The 15,217-nt window shown below is 61.5% G+C and carries 17 protein-coding genes and 1 riboswitch; of the genes, 7 read left to right on the top strand and 10 right to left on the bottom strand.

Annotation, left to right across the window (positions count from 1 at the left end; all coding sequences use genetic code 11):
• Positions 1-24: 24 nt before the first annotated feature.
• The 5 genes from urtB (at position 25) to PVE98_RS20035 (ending at position 5,026) form a co-directional block, all read left to right on the top strand.
• Positions 25-1,587, top strand: a complete 1,563-nt coding sequence (gene urtB, locus PVE98_RS20055; RefSeq protein ID WP_096074137.1) for an urea ABC transporter permease subunit UrtB — start codon at positions 25-27, stop codon at positions 1,585-1,587.
• The gene (gene urtC / locus PVE98_RS20050; RefSeq protein ID WP_096074138.1) at positions 1,587-2,663 is read left to right on the top strand and encodes an urea ABC transporter permease subunit UrtC; all 1,077 of its coding nucleotides are present in this window, start codon (positions 1,587-1,589) and stop codon (positions 2,661-2,663) included. The genes urtB and urtC overlap by 1 nt, the downstream gene beginning before the upstream one ends.
• A complete protein-coding gene (gene urtD / locus PVE98_RS20045; protein WP_333620290.1) occupies positions 2,656-3,447 on the top strand; it encodes an urea ABC transporter ATP-binding protein UrtD in 792 nt (263 codons plus the stop codon). Before urtC ends, urtD begins: the two co-directional genes overlap by 8 nt.
• Position 3,448: 1 nt before the next feature.
• Positions 3,449-4,147, top strand: a complete 699-nt coding sequence (gene urtE, locus PVE98_RS20040) for an urea ABC transporter ATP-binding subunit UrtE (RefSeq protein WP_096074140.1) — start codon at positions 3,449-3,451, stop codon at positions 4,145-4,147.
• 81 nt (positions 4,148-4,228) lie between these two features.
• On the top strand, positions 4,229-5,026 hold the full coding sequence (locus PVE98_RS20035) for an SDR family oxidoreductase (protein ID WP_222707501.1): 798 nt from the start codon (positions 4,229-4,231) through the stop codon (positions 5,024-5,026).
• Between the two features lie 48 nt (positions 5,027-5,074).
• On the opposite strand, the gene PVE98_RS20030 is transcribed toward PVE98_RS20035, so the two are convergent.
• The gene (locus PVE98_RS20030) at positions 5,075-6,136 is read right to left on the bottom strand and encodes a diguanylate cyclase (RefSeq protein ID WP_096074141.1); all 1,062 of its coding nucleotides are present in this window, start codon (positions 6,134-6,136) and stop codon (positions 5,075-5,077) included.
• Between the two features lie 233 nt (positions 6,137-6,369).
• Between PVE98_RS20030 and PVE98_RS20025 the strand changes: the two genes are divergently transcribed.
• On the top strand, positions 6,370-6,528 hold the full coding sequence (locus PVE98_RS20025; RefSeq protein ID WP_160173329.1) for a hypothetical protein: 159 nt from the start codon (positions 6,370-6,372) through the stop codon (positions 6,526-6,528).
• On the opposite strand, the gene PVE98_RS20020 is transcribed toward PVE98_RS20025, so the two are convergent.
• The 9 genes from PVE98_RS20020 to PVE98_RS19980 form a co-directional block, all read right to left on the bottom strand.
• Positions 6,525-7,046, bottom strand: coding sequence for an O-acetyl-ADP-ribose deacetylase (locus PVE98_RS20020; protein ID WP_096074142.1), 522 nt, complete (start codon positions 7,044-7,046; stop codon positions 6,525-6,527). The two genes, PVE98_RS20025 and PVE98_RS20020, sit on opposite strands and share 4 nt — an antisense overlap.
• Before the next feature lie 66 nt (positions 7,047-7,112).
• Complete coding sequence (locus tag PVE98_RS20015; protein WP_369826096.1) at positions 7,113-8,042, bottom strand: ABC transporter substrate-binding protein; 930 nt, start codon at positions 8,040-8,042, stop codon at positions 7,113-7,115.
• 21 nt (positions 8,043-8,063) lie between these two features.
• A complete protein-coding gene (locus PVE98_RS20010) occupies positions 8,064-8,798 on the bottom strand; it encodes an ABC transporter permease (protein ID WP_096074144.1) in 735 nt (244 codons plus the stop codon).
• Positions 8,791-9,525, bottom strand: a complete 735-nt coding sequence (locus tag PVE98_RS20005; RefSeq protein ID WP_096074145.1) for an ABC transporter ATP-binding protein — start codon at positions 9,523-9,525, stop codon at positions 8,791-8,793. The genes PVE98_RS20010 and PVE98_RS20005 overlap by 8 nt, the downstream gene beginning before the upstream one ends.
• A complete protein-coding gene (locus tag PVE98_RS20000; RefSeq protein WP_096074146.1) occupies positions 9,522-10,490 on the bottom strand; it encodes a HesA/MoeB/ThiF family protein in 969 nt (322 codons plus the stop codon). Before PVE98_RS20000 ends, PVE98_RS20005 begins: the two co-directional genes overlap by 4 nt.
• A 12-nt stretch (positions 10,491-10,502) precedes the next feature.
• Complete coding sequence (locus PVE98_RS19995) at positions 10,503-11,261, bottom strand: thiazole synthase (RefSeq protein WP_096074147.1); 759 nt, start codon at positions 11,259-11,261, stop codon at positions 10,503-10,505.
• A 3-nt stretch (positions 11,262-11,264) separates the two neighbouring features.
• Positions 11,265-11,462 carry a sulfur carrier protein ThiS gene (gene thiS, locus PVE98_RS19990; RefSeq protein WP_033748282.1) on the bottom strand — a complete coding sequence of 66 codons (198 nt, stop codon included), beginning with the start codon at positions 11,460-11,462 and terminating at the stop codon, positions 11,265-11,267.
• Complete coding sequence (locus tag PVE98_RS19985) at positions 11,446-12,387, bottom strand: FAD-dependent oxidoreductase (protein WP_096074148.1); 942 nt, start codon at positions 12,385-12,387, stop codon at positions 11,446-11,448. The genes thiS and PVE98_RS19985 overlap by 17 nt, the downstream gene beginning before the upstream one ends.
• Before the next feature lie 140 nt (positions 12,388-12,527).
• Positions 12,528-12,647: riboswitch (TPP riboswitch) on the bottom strand.
• Positions 12,648-12,688: 41 nt separating this feature from the next.
• A complete protein-coding gene (locus tag PVE98_RS19980) occupies positions 12,689-13,639 on the bottom strand; it encodes a DMT family transporter (protein WP_096074149.1) in 951 nt (316 codons plus the stop codon).
• 603 nt (positions 13,640-14,242) lie between these two features.
• Here PVE98_RS19980 and PVE98_RS19975 point away from each other — a divergent pair.
• Positions 14,243-15,136, top strand: a complete 894-nt coding sequence (locus PVE98_RS19975) for an SDR family oxidoreductase (RefSeq protein ID WP_096074150.1) — start codon at positions 14,243-14,245, stop codon at positions 15,134-15,136.
• Positions 15,137-15,217 lie beyond the last annotated feature (81 nt).

Below are 15,217 nucleotides of genomic sequence, written 5' to 3'. Positions count from 1 at the left end.
AGCGCTACTCAGAGGGCGGTATTGATGAACTTCAAACCCTTTATTTGTGTTCTGCTGCTCCTGTCCTGGTTCGCTCAGGCGGGGGATGGCGCCGATTTCGCCGCCGCCAGCCGCACCGAACAGGCCACGCTGCTGCAACAGTGGGCCGCCGCGCCGCAGGCGAGTCGCGTGCCGCTGTTGCAGGCGCTGCGCAATGAAAGCCTGGTCATCGACCAGAAAAAACAGCCGTTCAGCAAACAGGGCGATACTCTTACTCCGCTCGACAGCGCCCGCCAGCCCAGCGGCGACACCAAAAAGCTGTTTATGAACAACCGGCTGCGCGTGCTGATCGCCAGCGCGCTCGCGGCCCACCAGCTGGTGAGCGACGATGCGGCGATCCGCCTGCGCGCCGCGCAGCAGCTGCAAAACGACGCGGCGGCCGATCAGCTGCCGCTTATGGAACAGCGCCTCGCCGCAGAGAAAGATGCGCAGGTGCATGCGGCCCTGGCCATGGCGGTCGCCAACCTGCAGCTTGCCAGCCCGGATGCCGCCCTGCGCCTGAAAGCCGTTACGCTGCTGGGCGAAGGCAGCGATCCCAACGTGCAGGCCAGCCTGGAGCGTCTGACGCAGGACGGCATCGAACCCGATGCGCAGGTGCGCGCCGCTGCCGCCGCCAGCCTGCAGCACATCAAACACCGGCTGATGTGGGGCGATCTGTTCGGTCAGGCCTTTACCGGCCTGTCGCTGGGGTCGATCCTGCTGCTGGCGGCGCTCGGACTGGCGATCACCTACGGTCTGCTCGGCGTAATCAATATGGCGCATGGCGAAATGCTGATGCTGGGCGCCTACGCCACCTGGTTTGTGCAGCATCTGTTCCAGCAGTTCGCGCCGCAGTGGCTGGCGTGGTATCCGCTGCTGGCGCTGCCGGCGGCGTTTCTGATCACCGCAGGTATCGGCATGCTGCTGGAGCGCGCCATCATTCGTCATCTGTACGGCCGTCCTCTGGAAACCCTGCTCGCCACCTGGGGCATCAGCCTGATGCTGATCCAGCTGGTCCGCATGCTATTCGGCGCGCAGAACCTGGAGGTCGCCAATCCCGGCTGGCTCTCGGGCGGCCTGCAGGTGCTGCCCAATCTGGTCCTGCCCTACAACCGTCTGGCGGTGATCCTGTTCGTGTTTGCCGTGCTCGGCCTCACCTGGCTGCTGCTCAATAAAACGCGCCTGGGGTTGAGCGTGCGCGCCGTGACTCAAAACCGCGCGATGGCCGACTGCTGCGGCGTGCCGACCGGGCGCATCGATATGCTGGCATTCGGCCTGGGCTCCGGCATTGCCGGACTCGGCGGCGTGGCGCTGTCTCAGCTCGGCAACGTCGGCCCGGAGCTGGGTCAGGGCTACATCATCGACTCTTTCCTGGTGGTGGTGCTGGGCGGCGTAGGCCAGCTGGCGGGAACCGTGGCAGCCGCCTTCGGGCTGGGTATTCTCAATAAAGTGCTGGAACCGCAGATTGGCGCGGTGCTGGGCAAAATCCTTATTCTCGTGCTGATCGTGCTGTTTATTCAAAAGCGGCCGCAGGGCCTGTTTGCCTTCAAAGGGAGGGTAACTGACTGATGAGCCAGCCTTTGACTTTAACCCTGACGCGCAAAACGCCGCGCCTCAGCATTAGCCTGGGAATTCTGCTGACCCTGCTGCTGCTGGCGTTGCCGTTCTGCGCGCTGTTGCCCGCCAGCCACCCGCTGGCGATCTCCACCTATACCCTGACGCTGGTGGGTAAGATTCTCTGCTACGCCATCGTCGCCGTAGCGCTCGATTTAGTATGGGGCTACGCCGGATTGCTGTCGCTCGGACATGGCCTGTTCTTCGCCCTCGGCGGCTACGCCATGGGCATGTACCTGATGCGCCAGGCCGCGGGCGATGGCCTGCCGGCGTTTATGTCGTTCCTGTCATGGGACACGCTGCCCTGGTTCTGGGCAGGCACCCAGCATTTCGCCTGGGCGCTCTGCCTGATCGTTCTGGTGCCGGGCCTGCTGGCGCTGGTGTTCGGCTTCTTCGCCTTTCGCTCGAAAATCAAAGGCGTCTATTTCTCCATCATGACGCAGGCGCTGACCTACGCAGGCATGTTGCTGTTCTTCCGTAACGAAACCGGCTTCGGCGGCAACAACGGCTTTACCGGGTTCACTACCCTGCTCGGCTTTAACGTCACCGCGACCGGCACGCGCGTCGGGCTGTTTATCGCCACCGTCGCCTTGCTGCTGGCCAGTCTCGGTGCAGGCTTCGCGCTAGCGCGCAGTAAGTTTGGCCGGGTGCTGACGGCGGTGCGCGATGCAGAGAACCGCCTGATGTTTGTGGGCTACGATCCGCGAGGCTTCAAACTCTTTGTCTGGACGCTCTCGGCGGTACTGTGCGGTCTGGCCGGCGCGCTCTATGTGCCGCAGGTCGGCATCATCAACCCAGGCGAAATGTCGCCGACCAACTCGATTGAAGCGGCCATCTGGGTGGCGCTGGGCGGCCGTGGCACCCTGATTGGCCCGCTGCTGGGCGCGGGGATTGTCAACGGCGCCAAAAGCTGGTTTACCGTCTCCTTTCCAGAGTACTGGTTATTCTTTCTGGGCCTGATGTTTATCCTTGTGACGCTGCTGCTGCCGCGCGGCGTGATCGGCCTGCTGCGCCGGAGGCATGATGACTGATACCCCCTTTACCCAACCGCGCCCCACCGATCGTCATCGCGCTCAACGCGATCCGGTGCTTCAGCTGGAGCGGATCAACGTCTCCTTTGATGGCTTTCATGCCCTCACCGATTTGTCGCTACAGATCGGCGTCGGCGAACTGCGCTGCGTGATCGGCCCTAACGGCGCGGGTAAAACCACGCTGATGGATGTTATCACCGGCAAAACCCGGCCTGATAACGGACGGGTGCTGTATGACCAGGATACTGACCTCACGCGCCTGTCGCCGGTTGAGATCGCCCGGGCCGGCATCGGCCGCAAATTCCAGAAACCCACGGTGTTTGAAGCGTTAACGGTGTTTGAAAATCTGGAAATCGCGCTGAAAAACGATAAGTCAGTATGGGCAAGCCTGCGGGCAAGGCTCAGCGGCGAACAGCAGGATCGCATCGACGAGGCGTTGAAACTGCTGCGGCTCAGCGGCGAGCGCCAGCGCAAAGCGGGATTGCTGTCGCATGGTCAGAAGCAGTTTCTGGAAATCGGCATGCTGCTGGTGCAGGAGCCGCATCTGCTGCTGCTCGACGAGCCGGCGGCGGGCATGACCGACGCGGAAACCGAATACACCGCCGAGCTGTTCCGCAGCCTGGCGGGCAAACACTCGCTTATGGTGGTCGAGCACGATATGGGGTTTGTGGAAACCATTGCCGATCACGTCACCGTGCTGCATCAGGGGCAGGTGCTGGCAGAGGGATCGTTGCGCGAGGTACAGGCGGACGATCGGGTCATCGACGTTTATCTGGGGCGCTGAGATGCTGCAAGTTGACGAACTGAATCAATATTATGGCGGCAGCCATATCCTGCGTGGCCTCTCGTTCGAGGCGAAGCCGGGCGAGATTACCTGTCTGCTGGGACGCAACGGCGTGGGAAAAACCACGCTGCTGAAATGCCTGATGGGGCTGATACCGGCCAGGTCAGGTGAGATCCGCTGGCACGATAAAGTGATTAACGGCCGTAAGCCGCACCAGCGCGTGCAGGCGGGCATCGCTTACGTGCCGCAGGGACGTGAAATTTTTCCGCGCCTGACGGTAGAAGAGAATTTGTTGATGGGTCTGGCTCGCTTCTCTGGCGCACAGGCCAGATCGGTGCCGGAGGAAATTTATCAGCTTTTTCCCGTATTGCAGGAGATGAAAGGCCGGCGCGGCGGCGATCTCTCAGGCGGACAGCAGCAGCAGCTGGCGATAGGCCGGGCGCTGGCCTGCAAGCCACAGCTATTGATACTGGACGAGCCCACGGAAGGGATTCAACCGTCGGTGATCAAGGAAATCGGCGAAGTCATTCGCCAGCTGGCAGGCAAAGGCGAAATGGCGATTCTGCTGGTGGAGCAGTTTTATGATTTTGCCGCTGAGTTGGCGGACAGCTATCTGGTGATGTCGCGCGGAGAGATAATACAGCGCGGCGCGGGAGCCGACATGGCGGCTGAAGGGGTGAGAAACCTTGTCGCGATTTAACGCCTGCGCAGGCGGGAAATAACTCATCGCCCCTTTTTTCGTGCCAGGCTTACTACGCTTTCATGAAAAAAGGGGAAAACAGTGAGCAATAAACTGGCTTTAATTACCGGGGCATCAAACGGCATAGGTTTCGAACTGGCGAAGCTTTTCGCTCAACACGATTACGATATTATCGCCGTCGCCAGAAATGAAGAGAAGCTCAGTAACGCCTGTGAGGCGCTGCGGCATTTTGGCGGCAGCGTACAGCCTTACGCCGCCGATCTTAGCCGCTATGAAGAGATTGAGGCGCTGAAGCAGAAAGTCGACGGCCTGGGCAGAGATATCGACGCGCTGGTTATCAATGCCGGACAGGGTTTAGGCGGACGCTTTATCGGCGGAACGGCGCTGGAAAAAGAGCTTCAGCTTATCAGGCTGAATGTGGATTCTTATGTCCATCTCTCTAAGATCTTCCTGCCCGACATGATCCAGCGCGGCAGCGGCCACGTGCTGATGACCTCCTCTGTTTCAGGAACGGCGCCCATTCCTTTTGAAGCGATTTATGGCGCTTCCAAAGCCTTCGTTAACTCCTTCTTCTGGGCCATCCGCAACGAGCTGAAGGGCAGCGGCCTGAATATGACGCTGCTGATGCCTGGCGCCACCGAAACCAACTTCTTCAAAAATGCGGGGCAGACCGACACCGCCGTAGGCGCCTCGCAGCCGACGAAGCCCAGCGAGGTCGCCGAGCGCGCCTGGTATGCGCTGATGAGCGGTCATGAGTACGTTTACGGCAGCGATGAGGCCGAGCATGAAGGCGACGTGCTTAACCGCCTGCAGAGTGAATCTCAGAAGGCGCAGCGCCACCGCATGATTTCTGAGCCGGGCTCGGCCGGCAAAAAATAATCCCTGGCCTGAAAACGCGCGCCCTGTTGGGGAATGCCCCCTTAGCGTCTACGCCGGCTGCCAGAGGCGCACGCCGTTACGGCCGTCGCGCTTCACCTGATAGAGCGCCTCGTCGGCGTGGCGCAGCCAGTGATGGATCGAATCCGCCATACTGGCGGGCGCGATGCCGATACTCACCGTGCAGGAAAAGTCCGGCGACGTGGGCAAACGAAGCTGCGCGATGCGCGTTTTCAGGGTTTGCGCCAGTGCCAGAATCCCCGCATCCTGCGCATCACGCACGATCACGCAGAGTTCGTCGCCGCCAAAGCGCGCCGGAATATCCTCGATGCCGACGCCGTCGCGCAGCAGCGCGGAGATCTCCGCCAGCAGAAAATCCCCCGCTTCATGGCCAAAACTGTCGTTGACCGCTTTGAAATGGTCGACGTCGATCAGCATCAGCCAGGCGGCGCCTTCCCCACGGCGGGTGCGCAGAAATTCGCTCTCCAGGCGACGTTCAAACAGCCGCCGGTTAGGGATCTTCAGCCCTGGATCCATCAGCGCGATACGCTCCAGCTCGCGATTTTTCAAACGCAGACTCAGCGTCAGGTTATAAGAGACCACGCTTAACGCCAGCAGATAGAAGGTGGCGAGCGGCAGCGTCAGCCACACCGTACGCGTGCTAAAGCTCATATTGACCGGCGCGCCCTGCAGTGCCCAGGTGAGCACGAAGGCGACCAGAAACGCCTGCAGCGCGGCGATAAGCTGCGCCCAGCCGCCCGCGGCGTAGCGGTCTGCCACCAGAACCGCCATGATCACGAACGACGGCAGCGGGCTGATCGCCATCATCGCTACCCAGATGCCGCCAAAGGCGGCGTCCAGCGTCAGGTTGGTGCGTTCGCGTCCGGTGGGATCGTCCGAGGCAAGCGCCAGCCGCCACGCCATCCAGGGCCAGAAAAAGGCATTAACGAACAGCAGCGCGCAGATGCTCAGGCTTTTTCCCGACTCCATTAATACCGACAGAATGGGATAGAAGCAAAGAAGCGTACCCAGCTGTCGCATAGCAAACATGCGCCTGACGAACCGTGTCGAGCGCAACTTCAGATGACTGTCATCAGGAGAATAATAATTCATTAAATCAGTAGGGAGAGGCGGGATGGTTTGCGCAGTTTATCGGGATTTGAGTTAGAAGGGTGAGGTTTTTTAGGAATATTCTTACTTTTCCGTAGAGGCGCTTAAGAAAGCGACGCAGACGCGTTGATGAGCAAGATGATATATGGATCAGAATAAGTTTTTAGTAGAAGTGTAAATCGGGTATCGCCTTCGCTGCTGGCATGTTAAATAAGGCTTTTTTAGCGGGAGTTGGCATGTCAGCATACTTACTGGTTTCACTTATGGCGCTCTGCATCGCGCTGGGATTCTTGATCGCTGGCGTAAAGCGCCAGCAGAAAAATCTGCTGACGCGTGCGGGCGTCTATGCCGTGGTGGCCGTCGTGCTGCTTATTCTTGGGCTGGTAATGAATTAGTTAAGCAGTCCGGCATAAATCGCGTAATTCTCCTCATCGAAACAGACGATTTTCACATCTTCCAGCGCTGGATTCTCCGCCAGCGCCTCGCGCATCGCCGCCAGCGCAATGTCAGCCGCCTTTTGCTTTGGAAAACGGTAGATGCCGGTGCTGATGCTGGGAAACGCGATTGTCCTGATATCGTGCTGCCGCGCCAGCTGAAAGCAGCTCTGATAGGCGCGCTTCAGCAGCTCCGCCTCTTTCTGACTGCCGCCGTTCCAGACCGGACCGACGGTATGGATCACATAGCGCGCAGGCAGTTTGCCCGCGGTGGTGATCACCGCATCGCCGGTATGGCAGCCCCCCTGCCGGTTGCGAATGACTCTACACGCTTCCAGTATCTCCGGCCCGCCGGCGCGGTGAATCGCGCCGTCTACGCCGCCGCCGCCGAGCAGCGAACTGTTCGCCGCGTTAACAATCGCGTCGGCCTCGATTTTGGTGATATCGCCTGCCACCAGCGTGATCTTCTCTGTCATCATTAGCTCCTTATCCTGTTTGTTAAGTCTAGACGCGCCGGATAAAGAGCACGGGGGCAAAGCACGCATTTACTGCGACGGCAGCGAGTAGCGCGACATCGGCGCGATCTGACCGATAAGCTTGTTGTCCAGCATATAACGCGCAAAAGCCTGATAGCGCGCCGCGTCAAAGCGGCCGGCATCGCTGGCGAACAGCGGCAGCGTCGCCTGCCACGCCTGGTGGTTAAGCGGCGTGTTCAACTCCGGGTAAGCGCGGATAAACGCCAGCCAGACCGCTTCCGGATGGGCGCGCAGGTAGGCCACGCCCTCGTTCAGCCCATGCAAAAACTTGCCGATACGCGGGTCGGTCGCCGCCGTTCCCGCGTTCGCCAGCAGGATCAGTTCGTCGTAGGCGGGCACGCCGTGATCTTCCGGCCTGAACGTCAGGGTTTCCGCGCCCTGCTGCTTAAGCTCCAGCAGCTCGTAGTTGCGATAAATGGTCATCGCGCCGCTGATTTTATGGCTAAGCAGCGCCGAAGCGGCGTCCATATTGAGGTTGATCAGTTTGACCTTAGCAACGTCCACGCCTGCGGATCGGAGCATGGTCTGGATGGCGACATCCTCAAAGCCTGGAATAGCGTAGCCGAGCGTTTTGCCCTCGAAGTCTTTCAACTGGTGGATATCGCTGCTTTTCAGCGCGGTCAGGGTGTTGAGCGGCTGGCCAATCAGCGTACCGACGCGGATCGCCGGCACCCCTTTATCCACCAGCGTGTAGAGCTGAGGCTGATAGCCTACGGCGAGATCGGCCTTGCCTGCCGCCAGCAGCAGCGGCACCGAGGCGGAGTCCGCTGGCGCGATCGTCTCAACCTCCAGCCCCTGACGCGCAAAGGCGCCGCTCTCTTTGGCGGCAAAGATGGCCGCATGATTGGGATTGACGAACCAGTCGAGGAGCAGGCGTACCTTCTGCGCCGCCTGCGCGGGCGCCGCGGCCGCAATCAGCAGCGCCGTCAGCATCAGCATCACTTTTTTCACGATTATTCCTTATGCAGAGTAGAGAAAGCGGCGGCGCAGCAGCGCGACCCCGCCCGATAACAGCAGCGCCAGCAGCATTAACAGCGCCAGCGCGGCGAAACTGAGCGGCGTCTCGAGCCGCGCGTTGGCATGCATCATCAGATAGCCGAGCCCTTCGCTGGCGCCGACCCATTCGCCGATCACCACGCCGACCGGCGCGAGGATCGCCGCCATGTGCAGGCCGGAAAAGAAGTGCGGCAGCGCGGCGGGCCAGCGCACGTGCAGGAACAGCCGCAGCCGCGAGCGGTTCATGGTCTGCGCCAGCTCGAGCCAGCCGGGCGGCGTGCGGCAGAGTCCGTCGAACAGCGACAGGCAGAGCGGGAAAAAGACGATCAGCGCCGCGACCGCCACTTTAGAGGCGACGCCGAAGCCGAGCCACAGCACCAGCAGCGGCGCCAGCGCGAACACGGGAATGGTCTGGCTGGCGGCGACCAGCGGAAACAGCAGGCGGCGCAGCAGCGGACTGGCGGCCATCGCTATCGCCAGCGTGACGCCAGCGCCGCCGCCCAGCAGCAGCGCCAGCGCGATCTCGCCGAGCGTGTAGCAGGCGTGATGGATCAGCAGGGCGTGCTGTTGCAGCAGCGCCTGCCCTACCGCCGCTGGAGAGGGCAACAGAAAAGCGGGCACGCCGCTGTAGCGCGCCAGCTGCCACGCGCCGACGACGATCGCCAGCAGCCAGAGCAGGCTTAACAGGCGCTTAATCATGACTAAGCAACTGAAAGAGCCGGCTTTGCGCCTGCAGGACCGCTTCTGTCTGCGCCGCGCGCGGCACCTCGCCGTCAGGCGCGGGCACGTCGCGGACGCGCAGCGGCGCATCCTCCAGCAGATAGATATCATGCGCCAGACGGCACGCCTCGAGCGGATCGTGCGTGACCAGCAGCAGGGTTTTGCCGCGCAGCAGCCCGGCGGTCAGGCTTTGCAGCCGCAGTCGGGTCATGACGTCGAGGGCGGCGAACGGCTCATCCATCAGCACCACCGGACGATCCTGATAGAGGGTGCGCGCCAGCGCGACGCGCTGCCGCATACCGCCGGAGAGCGAATCGGGCCGCGCATCCCCCAGTCCGGCGAGCTCGACCTGCGCCAGCAGCGCCTCGGCGCGCCTGTTGTCGGGCCGCTGGCCGCTGAGCCGCGCGCTGAGCATGACGTTGTCGCGCACCGACAGCCAGGGATAGAGATCGTCGCGCTGCCCCATCCAGGCGATTTGTTGCGACAGCGCGCCCGGCAGCGAGCTGCTGATGCGGCCCTGCTGCGGCGTTGACAGCCCCGCCGCCAGCCGCAGCAGCGTGCTCTTGCCCGCGCCGCTGCGACCCAGCAGCGCGCTGGTTTTGCCGCCGCGCAGCCGCAGGCTGAAGCGCGCGCAGAGGGGCTTGCTCTCCCAGCCGAAGGTGACGTCGTTAAAGAGAATGTCGGGCCCATGCGACCTCAGGCTCATGGCTGGTTCGCCGCGATAATCGCCAGCCGCTCGACGCCGCGTTGCGCCAGCGTGGCCGCCGCTTTCGCCGCGCGAATGCCGCTGGCGCAGACCAGCACCACGCGCTGATCGGCGGGCGGCTGCCACGCGGCTATCGCGTCGGGCAGCAGACGCTCTACCTGCGCCGCCACGCTGTGCGGTGCTTCCGCCAGGCTGCGCAACTCGACGATACAGTCGTCGGCGCGCAGCAGATCGCGATCGATAAAAGGAATGGCGGGCTGCGTCGGCTCCTGCGCATCGTCAAAGCGAAAGGCGCGAAAGTGCCACTGGCTGAAATCGCAGTTTATCAGGCTGCCAAGCGGCGACGGCGTGTGCCCCAGCAGCACGCTGAGCGCCATCTGCGCCTGCATCGCGCCCAGCGTCGCCACCGCCGGTCCCATCACGCCCGCGGTGTCGCAGCTGGCGGCGGAAGCGGGCAGTCGGGGAAACAGGGCGCGATAGCCCGGCGCGCCGCCGCAAAAACCGCCGACATAGCCCTGCCGACCCAGCACCGAGGCGCTGATGAGAGGAATGTTGCGCGGCCGACAGGCGTCGGAGAGCGTATAGGTCACGGCGAAGCTGTCCGCTGCGTCGATCGCCAAATCCACCTGCGACAGCGCCTGCTCGACCGTACTGGCGCGCAGCGCCTGCTGTCGCGCCTCGGTAATGCAGTCGCGGTTACGGGCGGCCAGCGCGCGCGCGGCGCAAAGCGCCTTTGGCTGACCGACATCCTCCTCGGTGTAGAGCGTCTGCCGATGCAGATTATGCAGCTCCACCTGATCAGGGTCCCAGATGCGCAGATAGCCGACGCCCGCGCCCGCCAGCAGCGGCAACAGCGTCGATCCCAGCCCGCCCGCGCCGACCACCAGCACGCGCGCGGTGCGCAGCCGCTGCTGTCCCGCTTCGCCGATTTCCGGCAGCATTTGCTGCCGCTGATAACGATTCATTATGTTGTCCCGTTAGCTAAACTGCGCCAGACCGAACACCGGCGTCGACGCGGCGGCCATATCGCGCCGCTCCATCATGCCCGCCTGATGCGCCTGATGCCCCGCGCGAATCGCGCTTGCGAAGGCGCCCGCCATTGCCGCCGGATCCTGCGCTTTCGCCACCGCGGTGTTGAGCAGAATGGCGTCGAAGCCCATCTCCATCGCCTGCGCCGCCTGGCTCGGCGCGCCGATACCGGCGTCAATCACCAGCGGCACCCCTTTGAACCAGGCACGGAAACTGCGCAGCCCTTCGATATTGCGCAGCCCCTGGCCAGAGCCGATGGGCGCCCCCCAGGGCATCAGCACTTCGCAGCCCGCCTCCAGCAGCTTTTCGCCGACGATAAGATCCTCGGTGGTATAGGGAAAGACCTGGAAGCCGTCAGCGCAGAGAATGCGCGCCGCTTCCACCAGGGCAAAGGGATCGGGTTGCAGCGTGTCGGCGTTGCCGATTACCTCCAGCTTTATCCAGGGCGTGCCGAAGAGTTCGCGCGCCATATGCGCCGTGGTCACCGCCTCTTTCACGCTGTGACAGCCGGCGGTGTTGGGCAGCACGCGACGGTTGAGCTGGCTGAGCAGCTCGCGAAACGCGCCGCCCTGGCTGCCTTCGCGCCGCAGGCTGACGGTGATGATCTCCGCCTCTGCGGCGCAGATCGCCTGCTGCAAAATATCGGGCGACGGATAGCCTGCGGTGCCGAGCAGAAAACGCGAACGGGGAACAAAGCCGTAAAACATGGTTCAGCCTCCCTGCATCGGCGACAGCACTTCCAGACGGCATCCCGCCTCCAGCCGCTGGCTCTCATACTGCGCGCGCGGCAAAAACTCACCGTTAAAGGCGCTGGCGACGCAGGCGGCGTCGATCTGCCGCTCCTGCAGCAGCGCGGCGACCGTCGCCGCTTCGGTTTCCACTCTCTGACCGTTAAGTTCGATTTGCATCATTCGACTCCTGACTAAGCAGTTGCATAAGCTGCTGCGCCATGGCGGGCGCGAGCAAAAAACCGTGACGATACATGCCGTTAAGGGAGAAAACGCCGTCTTGATAGCGTACTTCCGGCAGGTTATGGCGATAGGCGGGACGCCGTCCCGTACCGCTCTCGACGATGCGCGCTTCGGCCAGCGCCGGATGAATGCTCCAGGCGGCGCCGAGCAGCTCCATCATGGCGCGGGCGCTGATCGGGCTAGCGTCGTCGCTCTCGACCATGGTGGCGCCGAGCATAAAAAGGCCGTCGGCGCGCGGCACCAGATAGCAGGGAAAGCGCGGATGCAGCAGCCGGATCGGACGGGAGAAGTGGAGTTCATCGCACTGCAGGATCAGCATCTCGCCGCGCACCGCGCGCAGATCAGGCTGGCGAGCGGCGGCGTGAATGCCGCGGCAGTCGATAACCGTGCCGCGTGGTTTGCCGCGGTGAAAAACGACGCCGCGCGCTTCCAGGCTGGCGCGCAGCTGGCGCATGGCGTCGCGCGGATTAAGATGCGCTTCGTCGGGGAAAAACAGGCCGCGCGCAAAGCGCCCTGCCAGCTCAGGCTCAAGCTGTGCAGGATCGCGCCACTGATGCTGTCGCGTCATGCGGGCGAAGCGCGTCAGCTCTGCGGCGTCGCGCGGCGCGGCCACCACCAGCGTGCCCTGACGCGCGACGCCGTCGACCCGCTGCGCCCACCAGCCGGCGGCGCGCTGCCCCAGCTCGATAACCTGTTCAGGCGCGCTCTCCCCTTCGCAAAAGGGCGCCAGCATGCCGCCCGCCCAGTGCGACGCGGGCATTTCGTCGCTGACGATCACCTCTGGCGTTTCGCCCTGTTCAGCCAGCAGCGTCGCGACGCATAAGCCGGCGACGCCGCTGCCGATGACTGACCAGCGGCTCATGGCGCGCACCTGATAGAGAAAACGGTTTGAAAAAGAGTCATGTTCACGCAGGCCTCGATATTGACGACCCGTGATACGTGAAGGGAAAAAGCGTGAGCAGTGAGCAGGCTCGCGCGGCAGGCATCTCACAGAGGCTAAAAATAATGAGATACGAGTCTTCCTACGCCAGTATCAACTGGGTCAGGTTCAAAGGGTCGCTAAACCGCGCGCTGCGCTATTAGCCTCTCAGTCTCTCTGGCGAGACTCCCCCGACGGCCATTAGTTGTAGGGCAACTGCCTGCCCGACGTCAAGTACGGTGTGTTAATCAGGCGTTAAATCGGCGGTTTCGCTGCGGGCGGTCAGCGCCAATGCCGCGGCCCGGCGCCGCTGACGTCGCTCGCTTAAAACCGCGTAAATGCCGGCAAACGCCACCAGACTGGCGCCGATCAGCGTGAGTTTCTCTGGCAAGGTGCCGAGAAAAATCAGGCCGATAATGACCGACCAGAGCAGCGAGCTGTAATCGAACGGGGCGAGCAGCGAGGCATCTGCGTAGCGCAGGCTCAGCGTCAACAAAATTTGCGTCAGTCCGCCGCACAGGCCGCACCCCAGCAGCAGAAGCAGCTGCTCGCCCTGCGGCAGGCGCCAGCCGAACGGCAGCGTCAGCAGCGATGTCGCGCCCGTCATAGCGGTGAACCAGAAAGCGATCGCGCCCGGCTTCTCTTTACCGCTCAGATAGCGGATCTGAATCAGCGCGCCCGCCGTACAGAGCGCAGAGAGCAGCGCCAGCAAGACGCCGACGGAAGAGGCCAGGCTGGCTACCGTCAGCCTGGGCGGGCCGCTGAGCGACAGGTGACCGGAGAGCATAATGACGATCCCCGCGAAACCGGCCGCTACCGACAGCCAGCGATTCAGCCGCACCTTTTCGCGCAGCACTATGGCGGCAAGCAGCACGGTGAACAGCGGCGCGGCGTAGTTGATAGCGGTGGCGTCGGTCAGTGAGATATAAATCAGCGACAGATAGCTCAGGTACATGCTGCAGGTGCCCGCCAGACCGCGACCGATATGCCCTTTCACATTGCGGGTTTTGATGCCCTGGATAATGCCGCCCTGAAAGGTTAGCCATACCAGCAGCGGCATTACGCCCACCAGCGAACGAAAGAAGATCACTTCTCCCACCGGCAGCGCGCCCTCCAGACCTTTTACGCAGGCAAGCATCAGCGTCGAGCTAAGGGTCGCCATGATTTTGAGTGAAATTCCCGTCGACGCGCTCACGTCGCGCTCCTTATTTGCCCGTTGCAGAAAGTGAGCGTTAAGGGTAACGCAGACGCGCGGCGCGGGCGGTGGGAAACCACAATAAATACAGCGTATTCTGCCTTTATGAGACTGGCACGCAGCACAAATATGCGCCTGATTTTTTCGCTATCTCGACGCGAGCGCTGAACAAACTAATTTCCCGCTTTGCTTAGCGAGGATGAATATAATTTTTCGTCCTGCCATGGGGGCTCATCGCCCGTCAGAAAAAGCGGCGGAGCTAAAAAAACCAGGCCAAAATAAAGCGATATAAAAGCGCATCATAAAAAACATCTTTAATATCTAATACATTGATATTAAATGTTATTTATACAGAATCAACATCGAAAAAGCGTAACAGTCTCAACTAAGTGCAGGTTATATAAACTGTTTATTAAACCGTCATTTAAATAGCCAGAGCAAAAAAATTTTCGCTGCTCGCCCTGAAAAGCCAAAAGGCATCTTATTATTAATGCTGATCCCTATACAGGTGGATTTAATAAGCTCCAGCGAAATTAAATGTGACAAACCTCACATATGTGCCAGGCTTATTATTATCCGAAAACGATGTGCAAGGAGCTAAGCATGAGTAATCAAAACGACAAAACACTCGTCCCGGTTGAATTTCCGACACCCTCTTTTCCAGGGCAGAAACAACCCGTGCCCGGTCTTGCCAGCAAAATGGATCCGGTTCCGGACCATGGGGAAACCACCTATCGCGGCACAGGCCGTCTGACCGGTCGTAAAGCGCTGATCACCGGCGGCGACTCCGGTATCGGCCGCGCTGTGGCTATCGCCTATGCCCGTGAAGGCGCTGACGTGGCCATTAACTATCTGCCGGAAGAAGAGTCCGATGCCGCAGAAGTGATTAAGCTGATTGAAGCGGAAGGCCGCAAAGCCGTGGCGATCCCTGGCGATATCCGCGACGAAGCCTTTTGCCAGTCGCTGGTAAAACAGGCTGTCGAGAAGCTGGGCGGACTGGATATTCTGGTCAACAACGCTGGCCGTCAGCAGTTTAACGAGTCTATTCGTACCCTCTCCACCGAAGACTTCGACGCCACGTTTAAAACCAACGTCTACGCCATGTTCTGGATCACCAAAGCGGCAGTCGACTATCTGCCACGCGGCGCGTCCATTATCAATACGTCGTCCGTGCAGGCTTACCAGCCCAGCGAAATTTTGCTCGATTATGCGCAAACAAAAGCCTGTATCGTCGCCTTTACCAAGACGATGGCACAGCAGCTGGGCAAAGAAGGCATTCGCGTGAACGCGGTGGCGCCGGGTCCATACTGGACGCCGCTGCAGGTTTCCGGCGGTCAGCCGCAGGAAAAAGTGAAAGAGTTTGGTGCCAGCGCGCCGCTGGGCCGTCCTGGTCAGCCGGTTGAAATCGCGCCGCTCTATGTGACCCTCGCCTCGGTCGAAAGCAGCTACACCTCTGGTCAGGTATGGTGCTCCGACGGCGGTACCGGCACGCTGTAATCCCTCTGTTCTCCTCCCAACTGGCCGCCCTGTGCGGCCAGTTTTTTCGTCTGTAGAGAATGCGTTTCAGACAAGGATGCT

Origin of the sequence: Pantoea sp. GABEPS69 (assembly GCF_045780835.1) — a bacterium.
In the GTDB taxonomy this organism is placed as follows: Bacteria; Pseudomonadota; Gammaproteobacteria; order Enterobacterales; family Enterobacteriaceae; genus Pantoea; species Pantoea septica.
This window is presented reverse-complemented; position numbering and strand designations above follow the sequence as displayed.